We start from the raw sequence: 15,368 nt of genomic DNA, 5'->3' as shown, positions 1-15,368 counted from the left end.
ACCGTCACGCATGGCCCTGACCAGCACAACCAACGACGCAACGCAGGTTATCACCGTTCATTCCGACCGGATCGACGCGGCGATGGCCATTCAATTCAAGGAAGACATGCGCAGCGAAGCCCAAGGCGGCGCTGCCCGGGTTGTTCTGGACCTGACCGGTGTCGAGTTCATCGATTCCAGCGGCCTTGGCGCGATCGTGGCCTCGATGAAGCAGCTGGGCGACGACCGCAGGCTGGATCTGGCCGGGCTGCACCCCTTTGTCGAGAAAGTCTTTCGCCTGACACGGATGGATACGGTTTTCAGGCTGTACCCGACGCTGGACGACGCCCTGTCCGCGTCGGTGGACTGACTCCGGTGTGAACCTGAACAGGCGCGACGCCCATGTGTAACGGCAAATGTTTGGATTTGAGCTTTGCGGCCACCGAATCTGAGGCCAGTTCCGGCATTGCCCAGCTCAGCAGATGCCTGGCCGCGCAAGGGCTGCCGGATCACAAGGCGGGCGATGTGAAGATCGCCCTGGCCGAGGCGATCAACAATGTCGTGGAACATGCCTATGCGGGCATCACGCCGGCCCAGGTTCAGGTGCGCTGCCGCCTGCACCGGAACTGGCTTGATATTCTGATCTCGGACACCGGCAACCCGCTGCCGGGGTTTCGGGTCCCGGACGGCATTCCGGCGGCGCTGGGAACAAGTCTGGACGAATTGCCCGAAGGCGGGTTTGGCTGGTTCCTGATCCATGAACTGACCAGTGATATCCGGTATGAGCGCAGCGAGGGTTGCAACAGGCTGTCCCTGCGTTTTGACTTCCCTCAGAGGGTTTGACGGCAAGAAATGGTCACAATAAGGCCCAGATCGAACCACTGTCACGCCGCAAACAACGGGCAAAAAGCTAACTGTAGCTCAGATAGCTTCCCTCGGCGCCTCATATCACAGCCCCCACCCAGTGACTGGCGCCGAGGACCTTCCCCTTGATTTGACTGGACAACTACAAACCGCGCTATAGGTTCGTCGCGTTCAAGGGGGATTGCAGCGCGATGCGGGATTTTCACTTACCGGGCCGATCAGAAGTTCTGGCAACCGAAGGAATGTGCGCCACCTCTCACCCGCTAGCTGCCAAAGTCGCATTGGACATTCTGGTGCAGGGCGGCAACGCGATGGATGCCGCCATTGCCGGGGCCGTCGTGCTGGGTATATGCGAACCGCAGATGACCGGGCTGGGCGGCGATTGCTTTGTATTGTTCAACCGCGCGGGCGAGGATGAAATCCGCGCCCTGAACGGTTCGGGCCGCGCCCCCGCCGCAGCCGACGCCCACCGCCTGCGGGCACAGGGCCTGACCGCGGTTCCCCTGAACACCCCGGACGCGGTTACCATACCCGGAGCCGTCGACGCGTTCTGCCATCTGGCGGAAACCGAGGGAAAGCTGGGGCTGGACGCCATATTGCAACCAGCCATCCACTATGCCGGAATTGGCGTCCCGGTCGCCCCAAGGGTGGCGTTCGACTGGCAGACCGGGGCCAAGACCCTGCAGGGCGCCGCGCGCACACACTATCTGATCAATGGAGCAGCCCCGGCCAGCGGTCAGGTTTTCCGATCACCGGGTCAGGCCGAGGTTCTGCGCCGGATCGCGCGACATGGCAGGGATGCGTTTTATTCCGGCGAAATCGCCGAGGATATGCGCGCGGCGCTGAACGACATGGGCGGCGTCCACACGGCCGAGGATTTTCACGCTACAGCGTGCAGCGAGGCTCAGCCCGTCAGTGGCACCTATGACGGTATCGAACTGGTCGAACATCCGCCCAACGGACAAGGGGCCACGGCCATATTGCTGCTGAATATTCTTCGGAATTTCGACCTGGCACGTATGGAGCCGTTCTGCGCCAAGCGCATTCACATTGAAGCCGAAGCCTCAAAACTTGCCTATGACGCGCGCAACCGGTTCATTGCTGATCCCGACCACACGACCCATGCGGAGCGGTTTCTGGATCAGGTGGTGGCGGACCGACTGGCCGCGCTGATTGATCCGGATCGTGCCATGCCGGCGGCCGCCCCGCTGACCGAGGCCATCCATAAGGACACCGTGTACATTACCGTGGTTGACCGCGACCGGATGGCCGTCTCGCTGATCTATTCCATCTTCCACAGCTTCGGCTCGGGCATCGCGTCAGAGAAGTTCGGAATACTGTTTCAGAACCGTGGATCGGGCTTCACGCTGCAAGCGGGTCACCCGAATGAGCTTGGGGCCGGCAAACGCCCCATGCACACGATCATTCCCGGGATGCTCAGGCAAAAGGGCCGCGTTCTGATGCCCTTCGGCGTTATGGGCGGAGCATATCAGCCCACCGGACACGCGCGGTTTGTCTCAAACCTTACCGATCACGGGTTGGGCCTTCAGGCCAGCATTGATGCGCCACGGGCATTTGCGGACAATGGCATATTGAAACTTGAACGCGGAATTCCGCGCAAAGTCGCGCAACAATTGTCAGAAATGGGTCATAATGTTCAGGTTCCGGAAACGCCATTGGGCGGCGCGCAGGCAATCCGAATCTGCGAGGACGGGGTTCTGAAAGGTGGCAGCGACCCCCGAAAAGACGGATGCGCCCTTGGGTACTGACCGCACGAGCGGGCCCGGATACTCAGTTCAGATGGAAGTGCAACGGGTAGGCACCATTCTCGAAAGGTCCGAACATGTCCGGAATATCGGGGTGTTCCACCGGCTCGCCCGACTGATCGGCAACCAGATTTTGTTCAGAAACATAAGCGACATAGAAGGATTGGTCGTTTTCCGCCAAAAGGTGATAAAACGGCTGATCCTTGATCGGGCGGCTGTCTTCGGGAATGGCCTGATACCATTCTTCCGTATTTGAAAATTCCGGGTCCACGTCAAAAATCACCCCTCGGAAAGGATGTTTTTTGTGACGGACCACCTGTCCCAGGCGGTACTTGGCTTGAGTCTTCAACATTTCTTTGCCCCCAAGGGCTTTACTACCCCTTTCCGGGCGGAAATGCCAATCATTGATCTGAAATTAAGGGAAACAGACTGTGAACCTATGGCAGACAGTGGCGGGAAACATGGTGATCAGCTGTTATTTTGGCGCTGGTTCGGGATTGAAACCGTTGAGCCCCTTCCGGTGAAATGCTGCGATTGATCTGTAACGATTGTGATTTCCTCAACGCTCAATCTGCGCTAGAATAAAGAAAAAAGGCACGAGGCACATGAGCAGAATTCTTATCGTACTCTTCGGGGTGCTGCTTTTGGCATCCTGTGGCGGCGGGTCCAAGCAACCGCCCAGCAAACTGAATGACGCGTGCAGCATTGCGCGTGAACGCCCTGATTACATCAAGGCGTTCAAAAGCACTGAACGGAAATGGGGTGTCCCGGTTCATGTTCAGATGGCGACGATCTATCAGGAAAGCCGCTACAAGCACGATGCGCGCACGCCGCATAAATATGTGCTGGGCGTCATTCCGATGGGCCGCCAGAGCAGCGCCTATGGCTTCAGCCAGGCACTGGACGGCACATGGGAGCAATATCAGCGCGAGACCGGCAAGCGCCGCGCCAAGCGGGATCGCATCCGGGATGCGTCGGACTTCATCGGCTGGTACATGAACAAAAGCTATGAGCGGAACGGCATCCACCCCAGCGACACGCGCAACCAGTATCTGGCCTATCACGAAGGCCATACCGGCTATGCCCGCGGCAGCCATTACGGCAAGACCTGGCTGCTGAACGTTGCCAATGACGTCGATGCCCGCTCCAAGCTGTACCAGGCACAACTGGCCGGTTGCCGGTATTGAAAATGTGGCGGGTCAGCGGTTGCCTGACCCGCTTTTTTTCGAGCTGGAAAACAGATCGTTGCTGAGATTCCCGCCAGTGTTCAACTGGCCCAGCAGCACGGTTGTCTGGCTGCCTGCATTGTCGTGAATGACCCATTTGCGTAGTTCAATCGGATCGTCGGTGAACATCAGTTCAATACGCCCGGTGTCGGGGTTTTTCGGATCCTGCGCGGTGACCACCGTGGCGGTGCCGTCAAAATCGTGACCAACGACCATATTCGCCTGCCCCAGATTGACGTTTCGCGCCAGCACCAGTGACAGCGGCGTGCGCTTTAGCGGATATTGCTCGGGCGGCTGGTTGGATTTCGGGTCGAAAATCTGAACGGTTCCCGCCCGCGCCAGGACCACGGCGTCATTGGGCGGATCGTATTCGAACCGCATTTTTCCGGGCCGTTCCATCCACAGCTTGCCGGTACTCAGCGAGCCGTCGTCATTGACCTGCGTGAACGTGGTCTGAACGGTTTTAAGCCCGTTCAGGTAGTTTGAGATTTGCGACAGCGGCAGCTTGTCGGCGGCCCAGGCTGCTGGCGCAGCCAGTGTCAGGGCAAGGGCAAAGGCAATCTGTTTCATGAGACCCAGATAAGCCTTCTGCCATTGTTATTAAATATCCTATTGTTCGGGGACCAGGATTTCGCGCTTACCGACGTGATTTGCCGCCGAAACAACGCCTTCATCCTCCATCTGCTCAACAAGCCGCGCAGCTTTGTTGTAGCCAATGGCGAGTTTCCGCTGAATGTAGGAGGTCGAGCATTTGCGATCCTTGATCACAATCGCCACCGCCTGATCATAGAGGGCATCTTCTCCGTTCGTGTTGCCACCGGTGTTCAGGCCCAGAACCGCGTCGATATTGTCTGCCTTGTCTTCGGCAGGACCGTCCAGAACGCTGCCGACGTAATCCGGCGGACCGAACTGTTTCAGGTGGTTGACGATTTCCTCGACCTCTTCGTCCGAGACGAACGGACCGTGGCAGCGCGTGATCTTGGCACCGCCAGCCATATAGAGCATGTCCCCCTGCCCCAGCAGTTGCTCGGCCCCCATCTCACCTAAAATGGTGCGGCTGTCGACTTTCGATGTCACCTGGAACGAAATCCGGGTCGGGAAGTTCGCCTTGATCGTGCCGGTGATTACATCGACCGAAGGCCGCTGCGTCGCCATGATCAGGTGAATGCCCGAGGCCCGCGCCATCTGTGCAAGACGCTGGATGCAGGCCTCGATTTCCTTGCCTGCGACCATCATCAGGTCGGCCATCTCGTCGACGATGACGACGATATAGGGCATCGCTTCGGGTGCAAATTCCTCGGTCTCAAACACGGGCTCGCCGGTTTCGTCGTCAAAGCCGGTCTGGACCGTGCGGCTGAACAGCTCGCCCTTGGCCAAGGCATCCTTCACGCGGCCATTGTAGCCGGCGATGTTGCGGACACCCATCTTGGACATCTTGCGGTAACGATCCTCCATCTCGCCCACGACCCATTTCAGGGCGACGACCGCCTTTTTCGGGTCGGTCACAACGGGTGAGAGCAGATGCGGGATGCCGTCATAAACGCTGAGCTCCAGCATCTTGGGGTCGATCATGATCAGGCGACATTCATCCGGCGTCAGCTTATACAGCAGTGACAGGATCATGGTGTTGATCGCCACCGACTTACCCGAACCCGTGGTCCCCGCGATCAGCAGGTGAGGCATCTTGGCCAGGTTCGCGACAACCGACTCACCACCGATATCCTTGCCTAGTGCCAGCGGCAGGGCATGGTTGCCATCGCCGAAATCGCGGCTGGCGAGGATTTCGCGCAGCACCACCATCTCGCGGTTTTCGTTGGGCAGTTCGATCCCGATCACCGAGCGTCCCGGCAGGGTCGACACCCGCGCCGACAGGGCCGACATCGAGCGTGCGATATCGTCGGCCAGGCCAATCACACGGCTGGCCTTCAGACCCGGTGCGGGTTCCAGTTCGTACATGGTGACCACGGGGCCGGGGCGGACGCTGACGATCTCACCTTTGACGCCATAGTCGTCCAGAACGTTTTCCAGCATCCGCGCGTTTTCCTCCAGCGCCTCGTCGCTCAGGTGATGGCGCTGAATGCTGGCCGGGTTGGACAACAGACCCAGTGGCGGCAGTTCGAAATCGGAATGCTTGTCTTCGAAAGACAGAGCCGGCTGCGCCTCGGCCTGCGCGCGACGCGAGGGTGGCGGCGTGCGGCGCACCGGCTGCGCGACCACGGGTTTGCGCGGCTCGGCCACCGGGATTTTCATCGCCGGGCGCTGTTGCGGCGCGGGTTCGGGCGCGTCTTCGAATACGGCCTCATCCTCGTCGTACAGCTCGGGTGCAATGTCCTGATGCAGCGGCTCCTGCCAGTCGGGCGCGGGCTGAGCCGACAGCGCCGGCTCAGGCGGCAACCCGGCAGAGGTCACCGGCGGTTCGGGCGGCAAATCTTCGGCGCCTTTTGCATTCAGGATCAGCGGGTCCGGACCCCGGCCGCGCCCCTTTGTCAAAGGCAGGCTGGGATCGGGCTCGGGCGTCATCTCGCCGGTGGCGACCTTGCGGTTGCGCACGGCGGCGGAAATCTTGGACCGGATGCGATCCTCGCCCGGCATCTCATCGAACCCGGCAAGAGGTTCGCGGTCGATCAGTTCGGGTTCCGGCATCGGGTCCGGGCGACGGATCAGGCTGGGCATCCGGGCCAGCAGGCCGGGTTTTGCGGGTTCTGGTTCGTCAAAATCGGGGTCTTCGAATACCGGGTCCGCATAGGCCAGATCATCGTCAACGACTGTATCAGCGCGGGCAGACTTACGCTCGTCCCACTGTGCGCGTCGGTCCCGGGCCGCTTGCGCTGTGGCAGCGGCCCCACGCCCCAACAGGTTCATCAGCATGTCATAGGACATGACAAGCCCCAGCAGGAAGGCCCGGAAACCCTTACGGACATCGGCCTTGGTGAAGCCCAGCACAAAGATACCCAGCGTCAGCATCCCGGCCGCCATGCCCAGCGACATCAGTTTGACCATGAAATGCGAGGAAATCGGCAGCAATGTCAGCAGCGCGCCCATCACGGTGTCGCCAAACAATCCGCCCAGACCAAAACTGTGTGTCGCGCGCCACGCGTCGCCCGGCACCAGCGTTGCGGCATAGACCGAAACAACTGCGATCCAGATCGGCGCAAAGATCAGCCGGGCGATGGCGCGGTCTTCACCGAAATGCCCGGCAAAGCGCAGGCCCCAGCCGATCAGCACCAGCGCAATGCTCCAGCATCCCCAGCCGACGATCATGAACAACGGCGCGGCGATAGAAGCCCCGATCCGACCCATCCAGTTCTGCACCGGCGCGTCGGTCGACACCATCCAGTTCGGATCATCCGGCGTGTAAGACCAGATCATCGCGGCCGAGGCCAGCCCCATCAGGATCAGGGCGATCCCGATCAGTTCCTTGCTGCGCCGTTCGATGGCGGCCTGCGTGGTGCTGTCCAGCAATGGATCGCGGTTGCGCGCGTTATAAGATGCCATTTTGCCCTCGTACCTCACGAACAGATGCAGTCGCGGAGTGTGATCAGACCGCGCTCCATCTCTGTTTTTGGGGCCACCATCGCGACCCGGATAAATTGCTCGCCCGGGTTTTGCCCCGGATCACCTTGAGAAAGATATGCGCCCGGCAGGACCCGGACACCGGTTTCCTGCCACAGCTTCAATGCGGTTTCTTCGCCATGTTCCACCGGCAGCCACAGGAAAAACCCGGCCTCGGGCGGCATATAGCCCTGCACCCCGGCAAATACCTCATCCGCTATCGCGTATTTTTCCTGATAGAGCGCGCGGTTCACGGACACATGCGCCTCATCCGCCCAGGCTTTGGCCGCGGCGGCCTGCAACGGGGACGGCAGCGGCGCGCCCGCGTAGTTGCGCAGTTGTTTGACCCGCTTGATCGTCTCGGGTCCGCCCGCAATCAGCCCCGACCGCAGCCCGGCCAGATTCGACCGTTTCGACAGCGAATTGAACAGGGTAATCCGTTCGGGGTCTGCGCCCAGTTCCTGCGCCACAGTCAGCACACCCACCGGGGCTTCGTCGCGATAAATCTCGGAATAGCACTCGTCGGCGAAGATACGGAAATCGTATTTTTCGGCCAGCCGGATCAGGTCGGCCCAGTAATCACGCGAGGCGACGGCCCCCTGCGGATTGGCGGGCGAGCAGATATAGGCCACGGCGGTCCGGTTCAACACGTCCTCGGGCAGACCGGCGTAATCGGGCAGATGACCCGTTGCGGCGGTGGCGGGCACAAAAACCGGCTCGGTCCCGACCGAAATCGAGGCGACCATATAGACCTGATAAAACGGGTTCGGGCACAGGATGACCGGCTGTTGGCCGTTCTTCCGTTCCGGGCACAGCGCCATGGCGGCGTTATACAGCCCCTCACGCGTGCCGTTCAGCGCCATCACATTTGTGTCCGGATCCATTGTCACGCCATAACGGCGGGCGATCCAGTCGGTAATCGCACCGCGCAGCTCTGCCGTACCTTCGTTCTGCGGATAGCCCTGAAACCCGGCGGCGTTTTCCATGATTACATCGGTCACCCAGGTCGGATAATCATGCTTGGGCTCACCAATGGTCATGTGAATCACTTCACCGCCCGGCTGGTGGTGATCCAACAGGGCGCGCAGACGCGGGAATGCATATGCCGGTAGGTTCGAAAACCGCTCGGGGAAATCCATATGTGCTGCCTCAATACCGGGGTCATTTGCGCCCCGTTTTTTTGGCAGATTACAGGCCGCGCCCTGTTTCGTCCAGACAAAGAGGTTCCGAATCAGGGGATTGTGGCATTCAGGCCAATGCCGCCTCGGCCGCTGATCCAAGCCGCAACAGGGCCTCTTCCGAGCCTGGATAGCCCATCATCATAAGCCCGCATCCCGGGATTCCGGTGGGCAAAGACAAGGCCGCCAACCCCATCAGGTTGCCGATTCTGGTGTTGCGCAGCGCCAGAAGGTTTTCGGTGACATAGTAGTTATGGTCGCTCATCAACCGTTCCAGATTCGGTGGCAAAATGGGGGCTGTGGGGGCCAGAACCGCGTCGAACCCGCCCGTAGTCGCATCCCACGCGCCACGACATGCCTTCAGCCGCGACCACGCAGCGACGTAATCGGGGCCCGAGTTGTTTTTGCCTGCCCTGAAACGCTCCAGAATCTCGGGATACATCGCATCCGGGTTGGCCTCGATCACGTCCCGCCACAGGCCGTAGGCCTCGGTCGTGTACAGAATGCCGGACAGGCCCATCGCTTCGTTCAGTTCGGGCACTTCCAGGGGAACGATTTCGGCACCGGCCTCGCGCAGCCGGTCCAGCGCGTCGTCAAAGGCTTGGCGCGGCGCGTCCCTCAGATCATCCTTCGCCACGTTTTGAAGGTCCGCGAACCGCCGGCCCTTCAGGCTTGCGCCGCGCAGATCGGCAGGGGTGCCGCCTTCCAGAAGGGCCAGCATGTGCGCGGCATCTTCGACCGACCGGGCGAGCGGGCCAACTGTGTCGAACCGCAAACACAGCGGTACGGTGCCTTCAAGGCTGACCCGTCCCGCGGTGGTCTTCAGGCCGACCAGATTGTTCCAGGCCGACGGAATGCGCACCGATCCGCCAGTATCCGAGCCGATCCCGCAGGCCGCCAGCCCCCAGGCCACTGACGCCCCCGCGCCCGAGGATGAACCGCCGGGCACCGCGTCCTCATCGTCGATGCAGGGCGGCGTTCCGGTGATCGGGTTCAGGCCCAGCCCGGAAAAGGCCAGCTCGCTCATGTGGGTTTTGCCCAGACAGACCGCTCCCATCTCGGTGGCGTTGCGCAGCACGACCGCATCCGCCGTGGGCACGCGTCCTTTCAACAGGGCTGTTCCGGCCTCGGTCGCGATGCCCGCCGTGTCGAACAGGTCTTTCCAGCTGATCGGCACGCCATCCAGCAGGGACCGGCGCTGACCCTGTTGGGCCCGCGCCTGCGCGGCCCCGGCCTCGGCCCGGGCGCGGTCATGGGTGACACGGGCATAGATCCGGTCGCTGTGCAGATGCGCGTCGATGGCGGACAGATAGGTTTCGGTCAGCTCAACCGGATCAATCCTCCCCATGCCGATGCCCCGGCCCAGATCACATGCCGTCATGGTCAGCCAGTCCTGCATCCCTGCCCCCTTCTGGAATTTGCGCTGTGTTGGACGGTAGCGACAGGACCGCACATGGACAATCCCGAATGGGCGCGCATATTGCGGGGCATGGAACACAAGTTCGATATCCTGATCGTGGGCGGCGGCCTGAACGGCCCGGCCCTGGCTCTGGCACTGGCACAGACCGGCCATTCGGTGGCCGTCATCGACGCGCTGGCCGAGAAAGTGCGCAAAAATGCAGCCTTTGACGGGCGCGCCTATGCGCTTGCGCTGGCGTCGCAGCGTCTGTTGGATGCAATCGGGGTGTGGGAACGTATCGCCGAACACGCCCAGCCTATGCTGGAGATCAAGGTCACCGACGGGCATGCAGGCGCCGGGCCATCACCGTTCTTAATGCATTTCGACCATGCTGAGATCGAAGAAGGCCCGATGGGCTACATGGTCGAAGACCGCCACCTGCGCCGCGCGTTTCTGGATGCGATGGCCGAGGACGACCGTATCTCTCAACTCAGCGGCCAGACCGTGACCGGGCAAATGGCCGACGCGACCGGCGTGACCCTGACGCTGGACAATGGCGCCACCGTGACCGGCAGCCTGCTTGTTGGCTGTGACGGGCGCCGCAGCGGCACCGCGGCCCGGGCGGGGATCAAGCGCACCGGATGGGATTATGGCCAGACCGCGCTGGTCTGCGCGATCGAACATGACCTGCCGCACCATGGCGTCGCGCATCAGTTCTTCATGCCGCCCGGTCCTCTGGCGATCCTGCCCCTCACCGGCAATCGCAGTTCGATCGTCTGGAGCGAGCGCACCGAGATGGCGCAACGCATCAACGCAATGCCCGAGGCAGATTACCTTCAGGTGCTGCGCCCCCGGTTCGGAGATTTTCTGGGCGATATCCGTCTGCAGGGGGATCGGTTCACCTATCCGCTGAACCTGACCATAGCCAATTCGTTCATCGGCGACCGCATGGCGCTGGTCGGCGATGCCGCCCACGGCATGCACCCTATTGCGGGTCAGGGGCTGAACGCAGGGCTGCGCGATGTCGGCGCGCTGGCCGAGGTGCTGACGCTGGCCGGACGGCGCGGCGAGGATATCGGTTCGGTGCTGGTGCTGGAGCGCTATCAGGAATGGCGACGGTTCGACACGGCCGCGCTGGCCATGGCGACGGATGTGTTCAACAAGTTGTTTTCCAACGACAATCCGATTTTGCGGGTTGGGCGTGACATCGGCATGGGGATAGTCGGCGCGCTGCCGGGCCTGCGCCGCGGCTTTGTGCGTGAGGCCGCCGGGTTGACCGGGGACCTGCCGAAGCTGCTGCAGGGTCGCGCGATTTAGTCCAGCTGCCGCGCCTCATCGACCAGCATCACCGGGATGCCGTTGCGAATCGGAAAGGCCAGCCCCGCCGCCTTGGACACCAGTTCCTGCTTTTCGGCGTCGTAATGCAGCGTCGTATGCGTCTGCGGGCAGATCAGCGCCTCAAGCATGTGGCGGTCAAAGGGCTGTTCGGGCTCACTCATTGCAGTTTTTCCTCGCTCGATCCGCCACGCATGGCGAATTCTATCAGTGTCACCAATGTCTCGCGCCGCGTGCGCAGGCAGGGGGCCTCCAGCAGCGCCTGTTTCTCCTCGGGGTCGAAATCCAGCAGCATCGACAGTGAATTCAGAAGCAATTCATCGTCGGCATCCTTCAGCGTGTCCCAGTCGGTCGACAACTGGCGCGAGGAAAAGAACCGCTCCAGCAGATGCAGAAACCTGTCGCGATCAAACCCGTCATCATGTTCGGCCTTGCCCAGATCGCGGTCAAACCCGTCCCATGACACCGCGCATCGGCGATATGGGGTAAAGGCGTCCAGTTCCGACACGATGCGGAACCTCGAAATTCCGGTCAGGGTGATCAGATAACGGCCATCTTCGGTTTCGGAAAACTGCGTCACCCGCCCGGCGCACCCGATATGGTGCAGCTTGTTTTCGTTGCTGTGGCACGGGTTTGGCTGAACCATACCGATCAGGCGTTCCTGCGTTTTCAGGGCGTCGTCCAGCATTTGCAGATAGCGCGGCTCGAATATATGCAGCGGCAGGCGCGAACGGGGCAGCAACAGCGCCCCGGGCAATGGAAAAACGGACACCGTTTCCGGCAGGTCAGCGGGATGCATCATGTACCCGAGTGTAGCTCTGATCCCGAATTAGGCAAATATCATCGAGCTGAGCTTGCGACGCCCGTTCAGAACAATCGGGTCGTTGGGTTTGAGGGCGTCGAAAACCGTGAAAAGCTGCGACTTCGCGGCGCCTTCATTCCACTCACGATCGCGGCGGAACAGTTCCAGCAATTGCGCGACGGCCTCTTCGACATCGCCATTGGCGTGCAGCGCCTGCGCCAGATCGAACCGGGCCTGATGATTGTCGGGCTCGGCCTCGACCGCGGCGGTCAGATCGGCGACAGGCCCCGCGTCAGCGGCCTGTTTGGCCAGTTCCAGCTGCGCATGCGCGGCCTCGACCTCGGGCGCGGTGGATATTTCGGCCGGCGCGCCGTTCAGGATGGCCTCGGCCTGTTCCAGATCGCCCGAGGCGATATGCGCCCGTACCAACCCGCCATAAGCACCAGCGTGGTTCGGGTCCTCGCCCAGAATGGCGGCAAAGGTCTGCGCCGCATCCACGGCTGCGCCTTCGGTCAGCATTTCCTCGGCGGCCTGCACCGCATCTTCCAACTGGCCGCCCGGGCTTTCACCACCTGCGGCTTCGATCACGCGGTCGATGAAAGCCTTGATCTCGGATCCCGGCAGTGCGCCCTGGAATCCGTCGACAGGCTGGCCCTTGAAGAAGGCGTAAACGGTCGGGATCGACTGCACCCGCATTTGCGCCGCGATCATCTGCGCTTCGTCCACGTTGATCTTGACCATCTTCACCGCCCCTTTGGCGGCGGTTACGGCCTCTTCCAGCGCCGGTCCAAGGGTCTTGCACGGGCCGCACCAGGGCGCCCAGAAATCCACGATGACCGGCGTTTCCTGCGAAGCCTCGACGACATCGGCCATGAACGTGGCCTCGGACCCGTCCTTGATCAGATCGGTGGTGTCAGGGCCGGCTGCGGCGTTCAGAAGATCCATGGCATTCACTCTCTCGTTCGAACTCGCGCCCTATATGCAACCGCTGCGGGCAGAAACCAAGGGGCCAGTTGCGCAATTACAGGTCGAAAGTCGCAAACACCGGCGCGTGATCGCTGGGTTTCTCCCATCCACGGGCGTCGCGCAGAATGCGGCTGGAGTGGCCGGCGCCGGAAATATCCGGCGTGGCCCAGACGTGATCCAGCCGTCGCCCCTTATCCGCCGCGTCCCAATCCCGCGCGCGATAGGACCACCAACTGTAAAGCTGCCCCTCGGGGATGTCCTGCCGGGTGATATCGACCCAGCCCCCCGCATCCTGCGTCTCGGCCAGATGTTCAACTTCGATGGGCGTATGCGACACGACCTTGAGCAATTGCTTGTGCGACCAGACGTCATCCTCGCGCGGGGCGATGTTCAGATCACCGACCAGAATGGACTTCTCGGGCTTTTCCGCATGGAACCAGTCGCGCATGTCTGTCAGGTAATCGAGTTTCTGGCCGAACTTCTCATTCTGTTCGCGGTCCGGCACGTCGCCGCCCGCCGGAACATAGAAATTGTGGATCGTCACGCCGTTCTCAAGCCGCCCGGCGATATGACGGGCGTGGCCGAGGCCGGCGAAATCCTTGTCGCCCACCTCTTCCATCGGCAGGCGCGACAGGATGGCAACGCCGTTGTAACCCTTTTGCCCGCGCGCGATCATGTGGGTATAGCCCAGCTCGGCGAACCCTTCGGTCGGAATCTTTTCGACCGGAGACTTGCACTCCTGCAAACACAACACGTCGGGCGCCTCTTCCTGCAGCAATTTCAGCACGATGGGCTCGCGCAGGCGGACCGAGTTGATGTTCCAGGTGGCAAGGGTAAAAGGCATGGGGGATTCCTCTGTCGCGGTTGGCGCAGCCTATCGTGGGCGCAAACAAGGTGCCATCAGAAAAGAGCGCCTATGACGGGTGCCCCTCGGACTGCGGTGCATCATCGCAAATCTCGTACCAGCCCGGTTTCTCGGAAACGAACTCGTGAAACTGCACTTTCTGGTCAAATGCGGTGTCCAGCGCGTTGGCGGCGATTGGAAAGCTGTCCGCTTCGGCGAGAATTTCACCCAGCGACGATCCGCAGGTCTTGCAAAAACACCTGCCATATTTGTAGGGCGCCCCGGGCTGATACAGCGCCACGTTGTCCTTGCCGCTGACCCAGGTCAGGTCGTCTTTCTTGACGAAAACAACCGTGCTGGCCCCGGCCTTTCGGCACCGGGAACAATGGCAGGTTCCCATCACCGAGGGTTCGGACCTTAGTTGAAACCTGACGGCCCCGCATAAACAGCTTCCCTCAATCATCACACACACCTCGCAGCAATATCCAGCGATGAGAACAATACAGGAACATTTGCGGACTCGCAACATTGGCGTTGGCCCGGGCAAGGTCGAAATTCCGTGTCGGCAAGAAAAAGGCCGGGCCATCAGGCCCGGCAGTCCAACAGGGAGGTGCATGTCATAACCCGGACATGCGCGGGTTGGGAGTAACCTAATTATGACTTCAGAGTATCACTTTGATCCAAGTCATTCCACATCCAGTTAAGAAACCAACCTATATCCACCCGATTCTGTGACCAAAAGGCGCGCATTGGAGGGGTCGGGCTCGATCTTCTGACGCAGGCGGTAGATATGGGTTTCCAGCGTATGTGTGGTGACACCGGCGTTATATCCCCAGACCTCGTGCAGCAGCACATCCCGCGCCACAACGCCATCGGCGGACCGGTACAGGAACTTGAGAATATTGGTTTCTTTCTCGGTCAGGCGGATCTTGCGATCCTCTTCGGTGATCAGCATCTTCATCGCCGGCTTGAACGTATAGGGCCCAAGCACGAACACCGCGTCCTCGGATTGTTCATGCTGGCGCAGCTGCGCCCGGATGCGGGCCAGCAGAACCGGGAATTTGAACGGCTTTGAGACATAATCATTGGCGCCTGCATCCAGCCCCAGAATCGTATCCGCATCGCTGTCATGGCCGGTCAGCATCAGAATCGGGCTTTTCACGCCCTGCTTGCGCATCAGGCGACACAACTCGCGCCCGTCCGTATCCGGCAGACCGACATCCAGAATGACCAGATCGTAGATCGCCTCGCGTGCCCGTTCCATGGCGGACTGACCGTCATACGCTTCGAACACATCGAAATCCTCGGTCATCACAAGTTGCTCGCTGAGCGCCTCGCGCAGGTCTTCATCGTCATCCACCAGCAGGATTTTCTTGAGCTGAGCCATGATCCGGTCCTCCTAAGCCTTTTCCACCACTTGCGCGCGGAAGATGCAATCAGCAAGGTTTGCTGCAATC

At 61.1% G+C, this 15,368-nt stretch carries 16 protein-coding genes; 5 read left to right on the top strand and 11 right to left on the bottom strand.

The features are described 5' to 3' along the window. Window positions 1-10 precede the first annotated feature (10 nt). The 3 genes from ACR0D8_RS19095 (at window position 11) to ACR0D8_RS19085 (ending at window position 2,612) form a co-directional block, all read left to right on the top strand. Window positions 11-349, top strand: a complete 339-nt coding sequence (locus tag ACR0D8_RS19095; RefSeq protein ID WP_480648906.1) for an STAS domain-containing protein — start codon at window positions 11-13, stop codon at window positions 347-349. A 32-nt stretch (window positions 350-381) separates the two neighbouring features. Then, the gene (locus tag ACR0D8_RS19090) at window positions 382-822 is read left to right on the top strand and encodes an ATP-binding protein (protein WP_480648904.1); all 441 of its coding nucleotides are present in this window, start codon (window positions 382-384) and stop codon (window positions 820-822) included. A 212-nt stretch (window positions 823-1,034) separates the two neighbouring features. Continuing rightward, a complete protein-coding gene (locus ACR0D8_RS19085; RefSeq protein WP_480648902.1) occupies window positions 1,035-2,612 on the top strand; it encodes a gamma-glutamyltransferase family protein in 1,578 nt (525 codons plus the stop codon). Between the two features lie 22 nt (window positions 2,613-2,634). Here the strand turns inward: ACR0D8_RS19085 and hspQ are convergent, their stop codons facing one another. After that, window positions 2,635-2,961, bottom strand: coding sequence for a heat shock protein HspQ (hspQ, locus tag ACR0D8_RS19080; protein ID WP_475157572.1), 327 nt, complete (start codon window positions 2,959-2,961; stop codon window positions 2,635-2,637). Between the two features lie 253 nt (window positions 2,962-3,214). On the opposite strand from hspQ, the gene ACR0D8_RS19075 reads away from it, so the two are divergent. Beyond that, window positions 3,215-3,796: a transglycosylase SLT domain-containing protein gene (locus tag ACR0D8_RS19075; protein WP_475157570.1), complete on the top strand. Its 582-nt coding sequence runs from the start codon at window positions 3,215-3,217 to the stop codon at window positions 3,794-3,796. Window positions 3,797-3,808: 12 nt separating this feature from the next. On the opposite strand, the gene ACR0D8_RS19070 is transcribed toward ACR0D8_RS19075, so the two are convergent. From ACR0D8_RS19070 to ACR0D8_RS19055, 4 genes are all read right to left on the bottom strand, one after another. After that, a complete protein-coding gene (locus ACR0D8_RS19070) occupies window positions 3,809-4,405 on the bottom strand; it encodes a LolA family protein (protein ID WP_475157567.1) in 597 nt (198 codons plus the stop codon). A 39-nt stretch (window positions 4,406-4,444) separates the two neighbouring features. After that, complete coding sequence (locus tag ACR0D8_RS19065) at window positions 4,445-7,330, bottom strand: DNA translocase FtsK (protein ID WP_480648899.1); 2,886 nt, start codon at window positions 7,328-7,330, stop codon at window positions 4,445-4,447. A gap of 14 nt (window positions 7,331-7,344) precedes the next feature. Further along, window positions 7,345-8,526 carry an aminotransferase class I/II-fold pyridoxal phosphate-dependent enzyme gene (locus tag ACR0D8_RS19060; RefSeq protein ID WP_480648898.1) on the bottom strand — a complete coding sequence of 394 codons (1,182 nt, stop codon included), beginning with the start codon at window positions 8,524-8,526 and terminating at the stop codon, window positions 7,345-7,347. 109 nt (window positions 8,527-8,635) lie between these two features. Beyond that, window positions 8,636-9,964, bottom strand: coding sequence for an amidase (locus tag ACR0D8_RS19055; RefSeq protein WP_480648896.1), 1,329 nt, complete (start codon window positions 9,962-9,964; stop codon window positions 8,636-8,638). 54 nt (window positions 9,965-10,018) lie between these two features. On the opposite strand from ACR0D8_RS19055, the gene ACR0D8_RS19050 reads away from it, so the two are divergent. Then, a complete protein-coding gene (locus tag ACR0D8_RS19050) occupies window positions 10,019-11,281 on the top strand; it encodes an FAD-dependent monooxygenase (RefSeq protein WP_480648894.1) in 1,263 nt (420 codons plus the stop codon). Here ACR0D8_RS19050 and ACR0D8_RS19045 read toward each other — a convergent pair. From ACR0D8_RS19045 to ACR0D8_RS19020, 6 genes are all read right to left on the bottom strand, one after another. Beyond that, window positions 11,278-11,463: a Trm112 family protein gene (locus ACR0D8_RS19045; protein WP_480648892.1), complete on the bottom strand. Its 186-nt coding sequence runs from the start codon at window positions 11,461-11,463 to the stop codon at window positions 11,278-11,280. The two genes, ACR0D8_RS19050 and ACR0D8_RS19045, sit on opposite strands and share 4 nt — an antisense overlap. After that, on the bottom strand, window positions 11,460-12,101 hold the full coding sequence (locus ACR0D8_RS19040) for an LON peptidase substrate-binding domain-containing protein (RefSeq protein ID WP_480648890.1): 642 nt from the start codon (window positions 12,099-12,101) through the stop codon (window positions 11,460-11,462). The genes ACR0D8_RS19045 and ACR0D8_RS19040 overlap by 4 nt, the downstream gene beginning before the upstream one ends. Window positions 12,102-12,128: 27 nt before the next feature. After that, complete coding sequence (gene trxA, locus ACR0D8_RS19035; RefSeq protein WP_480648888.1) at window positions 12,129-13,046, bottom strand: thioredoxin; 918 nt, start codon at window positions 13,044-13,046, stop codon at window positions 12,129-12,131. Window positions 13,047-13,122: 76 nt separating this feature from the next. Next, entirely contained in the window at window positions 13,123-13,911 is a 789-nt protein-coding gene (locus tag ACR0D8_RS19030; protein ID WP_475157535.1) for an exodeoxyribonuclease III, read from the bottom strand. 70 nt (window positions 13,912-13,981) lie between these two features. Further along, the gene (locus tag ACR0D8_RS19025; protein ID WP_475157531.1) at window positions 13,982-14,374 is read right to left on the bottom strand and encodes a GFA family protein; all 393 of its coding nucleotides are present in this window, start codon (window positions 14,372-14,374) and stop codon (window positions 13,982-13,984) included. Window positions 14,375-14,611: 237 nt separating this feature from the next. Further along, window positions 14,612-15,298: a response regulator transcription factor gene (locus tag ACR0D8_RS19020; RefSeq protein ID WP_480648886.1), complete on the bottom strand. Its 687-nt coding sequence runs from the start codon at window positions 15,296-15,298 to the stop codon at window positions 14,612-14,614. Window positions 15,299-15,368 lie beyond the last annotated feature (70 nt).

Source organism: Ruegeria sp. BG10 (genome assembly GCF_056538575.1).
The sequence above is the reverse complement of the archived record's forward strand: the minus strand, read 5'-3'. Positions and strand labels throughout refer to the sequence as shown.

Coding starts and splice junctions, on each gene's coding strand:
- hspQ (WP_475157572.1), bottom strand. CDS start 2,961: ATGTTGAAGACTCAAGCCAAGTACCGCCTGGGACAGGTGGTCCGTCAC.
- ACR0D8_RS19070 (WP_475157567.1), bottom strand. CDS start 4,405: ATGAAACAGATTGCCTTTGCCCTTGCCCTGACACTGGCTGCGCCAGCA.
- ACR0D8_RS19045 (WP_480648892.1), bottom strand. CDS start 11,463: ATGAGTGAGCCCGAACAGCCCTTTGACCGCCACATGCTTGAGGCGCTG.
- ACR0D8_RS19085 (WP_480648902.1), top strand. CDS start 1,035: ATGCGGGATTTTCACTTACCGGGCCGATCAGAAGTTCTGGCAACCGAA.
- ACR0D8_RS19065 (WP_480648899.1), bottom strand. CDS start 7,330: ATGGCATCTTATAACGCGCGCAACCGCGATCCATTGCTGGACAGCACC.
- ACR0D8_RS19030 (WP_475157535.1), bottom strand. CDS start 13,911: ATGCCTTTTACCCTTGCCACCTGGAACATCAACTCGGTCCGCCTGCGC.
- trxA (WP_480648888.1), bottom strand. CDS start 13,046: ATGGATCTTCTGAACGCCGCAGCCGGCCCTGACACCACCGATCTGATC.
- ACR0D8_RS19075 (WP_475157570.1), top strand. CDS start 3,215: ATGAGCAGAATTCTTATCGTACTCTTCGGGGTGCTGCTTTTGGCATCC.
- ACR0D8_RS19060 (WP_480648898.1), bottom strand. CDS start 8,526: ATGGATTTCCCCGAGCGGTTTTCGAACCTACCGGCATATGCATTCCCG.
- ACR0D8_RS19040 (WP_480648890.1), bottom strand. CDS start 12,101: ATGATGCATCCCGCTGACCTGCCGGAAACGGTGTCCGTTTTTCCATTG.
- ACR0D8_RS19025 (WP_475157531.1), bottom strand. CDS start 14,374: ATGATTGAGGGAAGCTGTTTATGCGGGGCCGTCAGGTTTCAACTAAGG.
- ACR0D8_RS19050 (WP_480648894.1), top strand. CDS start 10,019: ATGGACAATCCCGAATGGGCGCGCATATTGCGGGGCATGGAACACAAG.
- ACR0D8_RS19090 (WP_480648904.1), top strand. CDS start 382: ATGTGTAACGGCAAATGTTTGGATTTGAGCTTTGCGGCCACCGAATCT.
- ACR0D8_RS19055 (WP_480648896.1), bottom strand. CDS start 9,964: ATGCAGGACTGGCTGACCATGACGGCATGTGATCTGGGCCGGGGCATC.
- ACR0D8_RS19020 (WP_480648886.1), bottom strand. CDS start 15,298: ATGGCTCAGCTCAAGAAAATCCTGCTGGTGGATGACGATGAAGACCTG.
- ACR0D8_RS19095 (WP_480648906.1), top strand. CDS start 11: ATGGCCCTGACCAGCACAACCAACGACGCAACGCAGGTTATCACCGTT.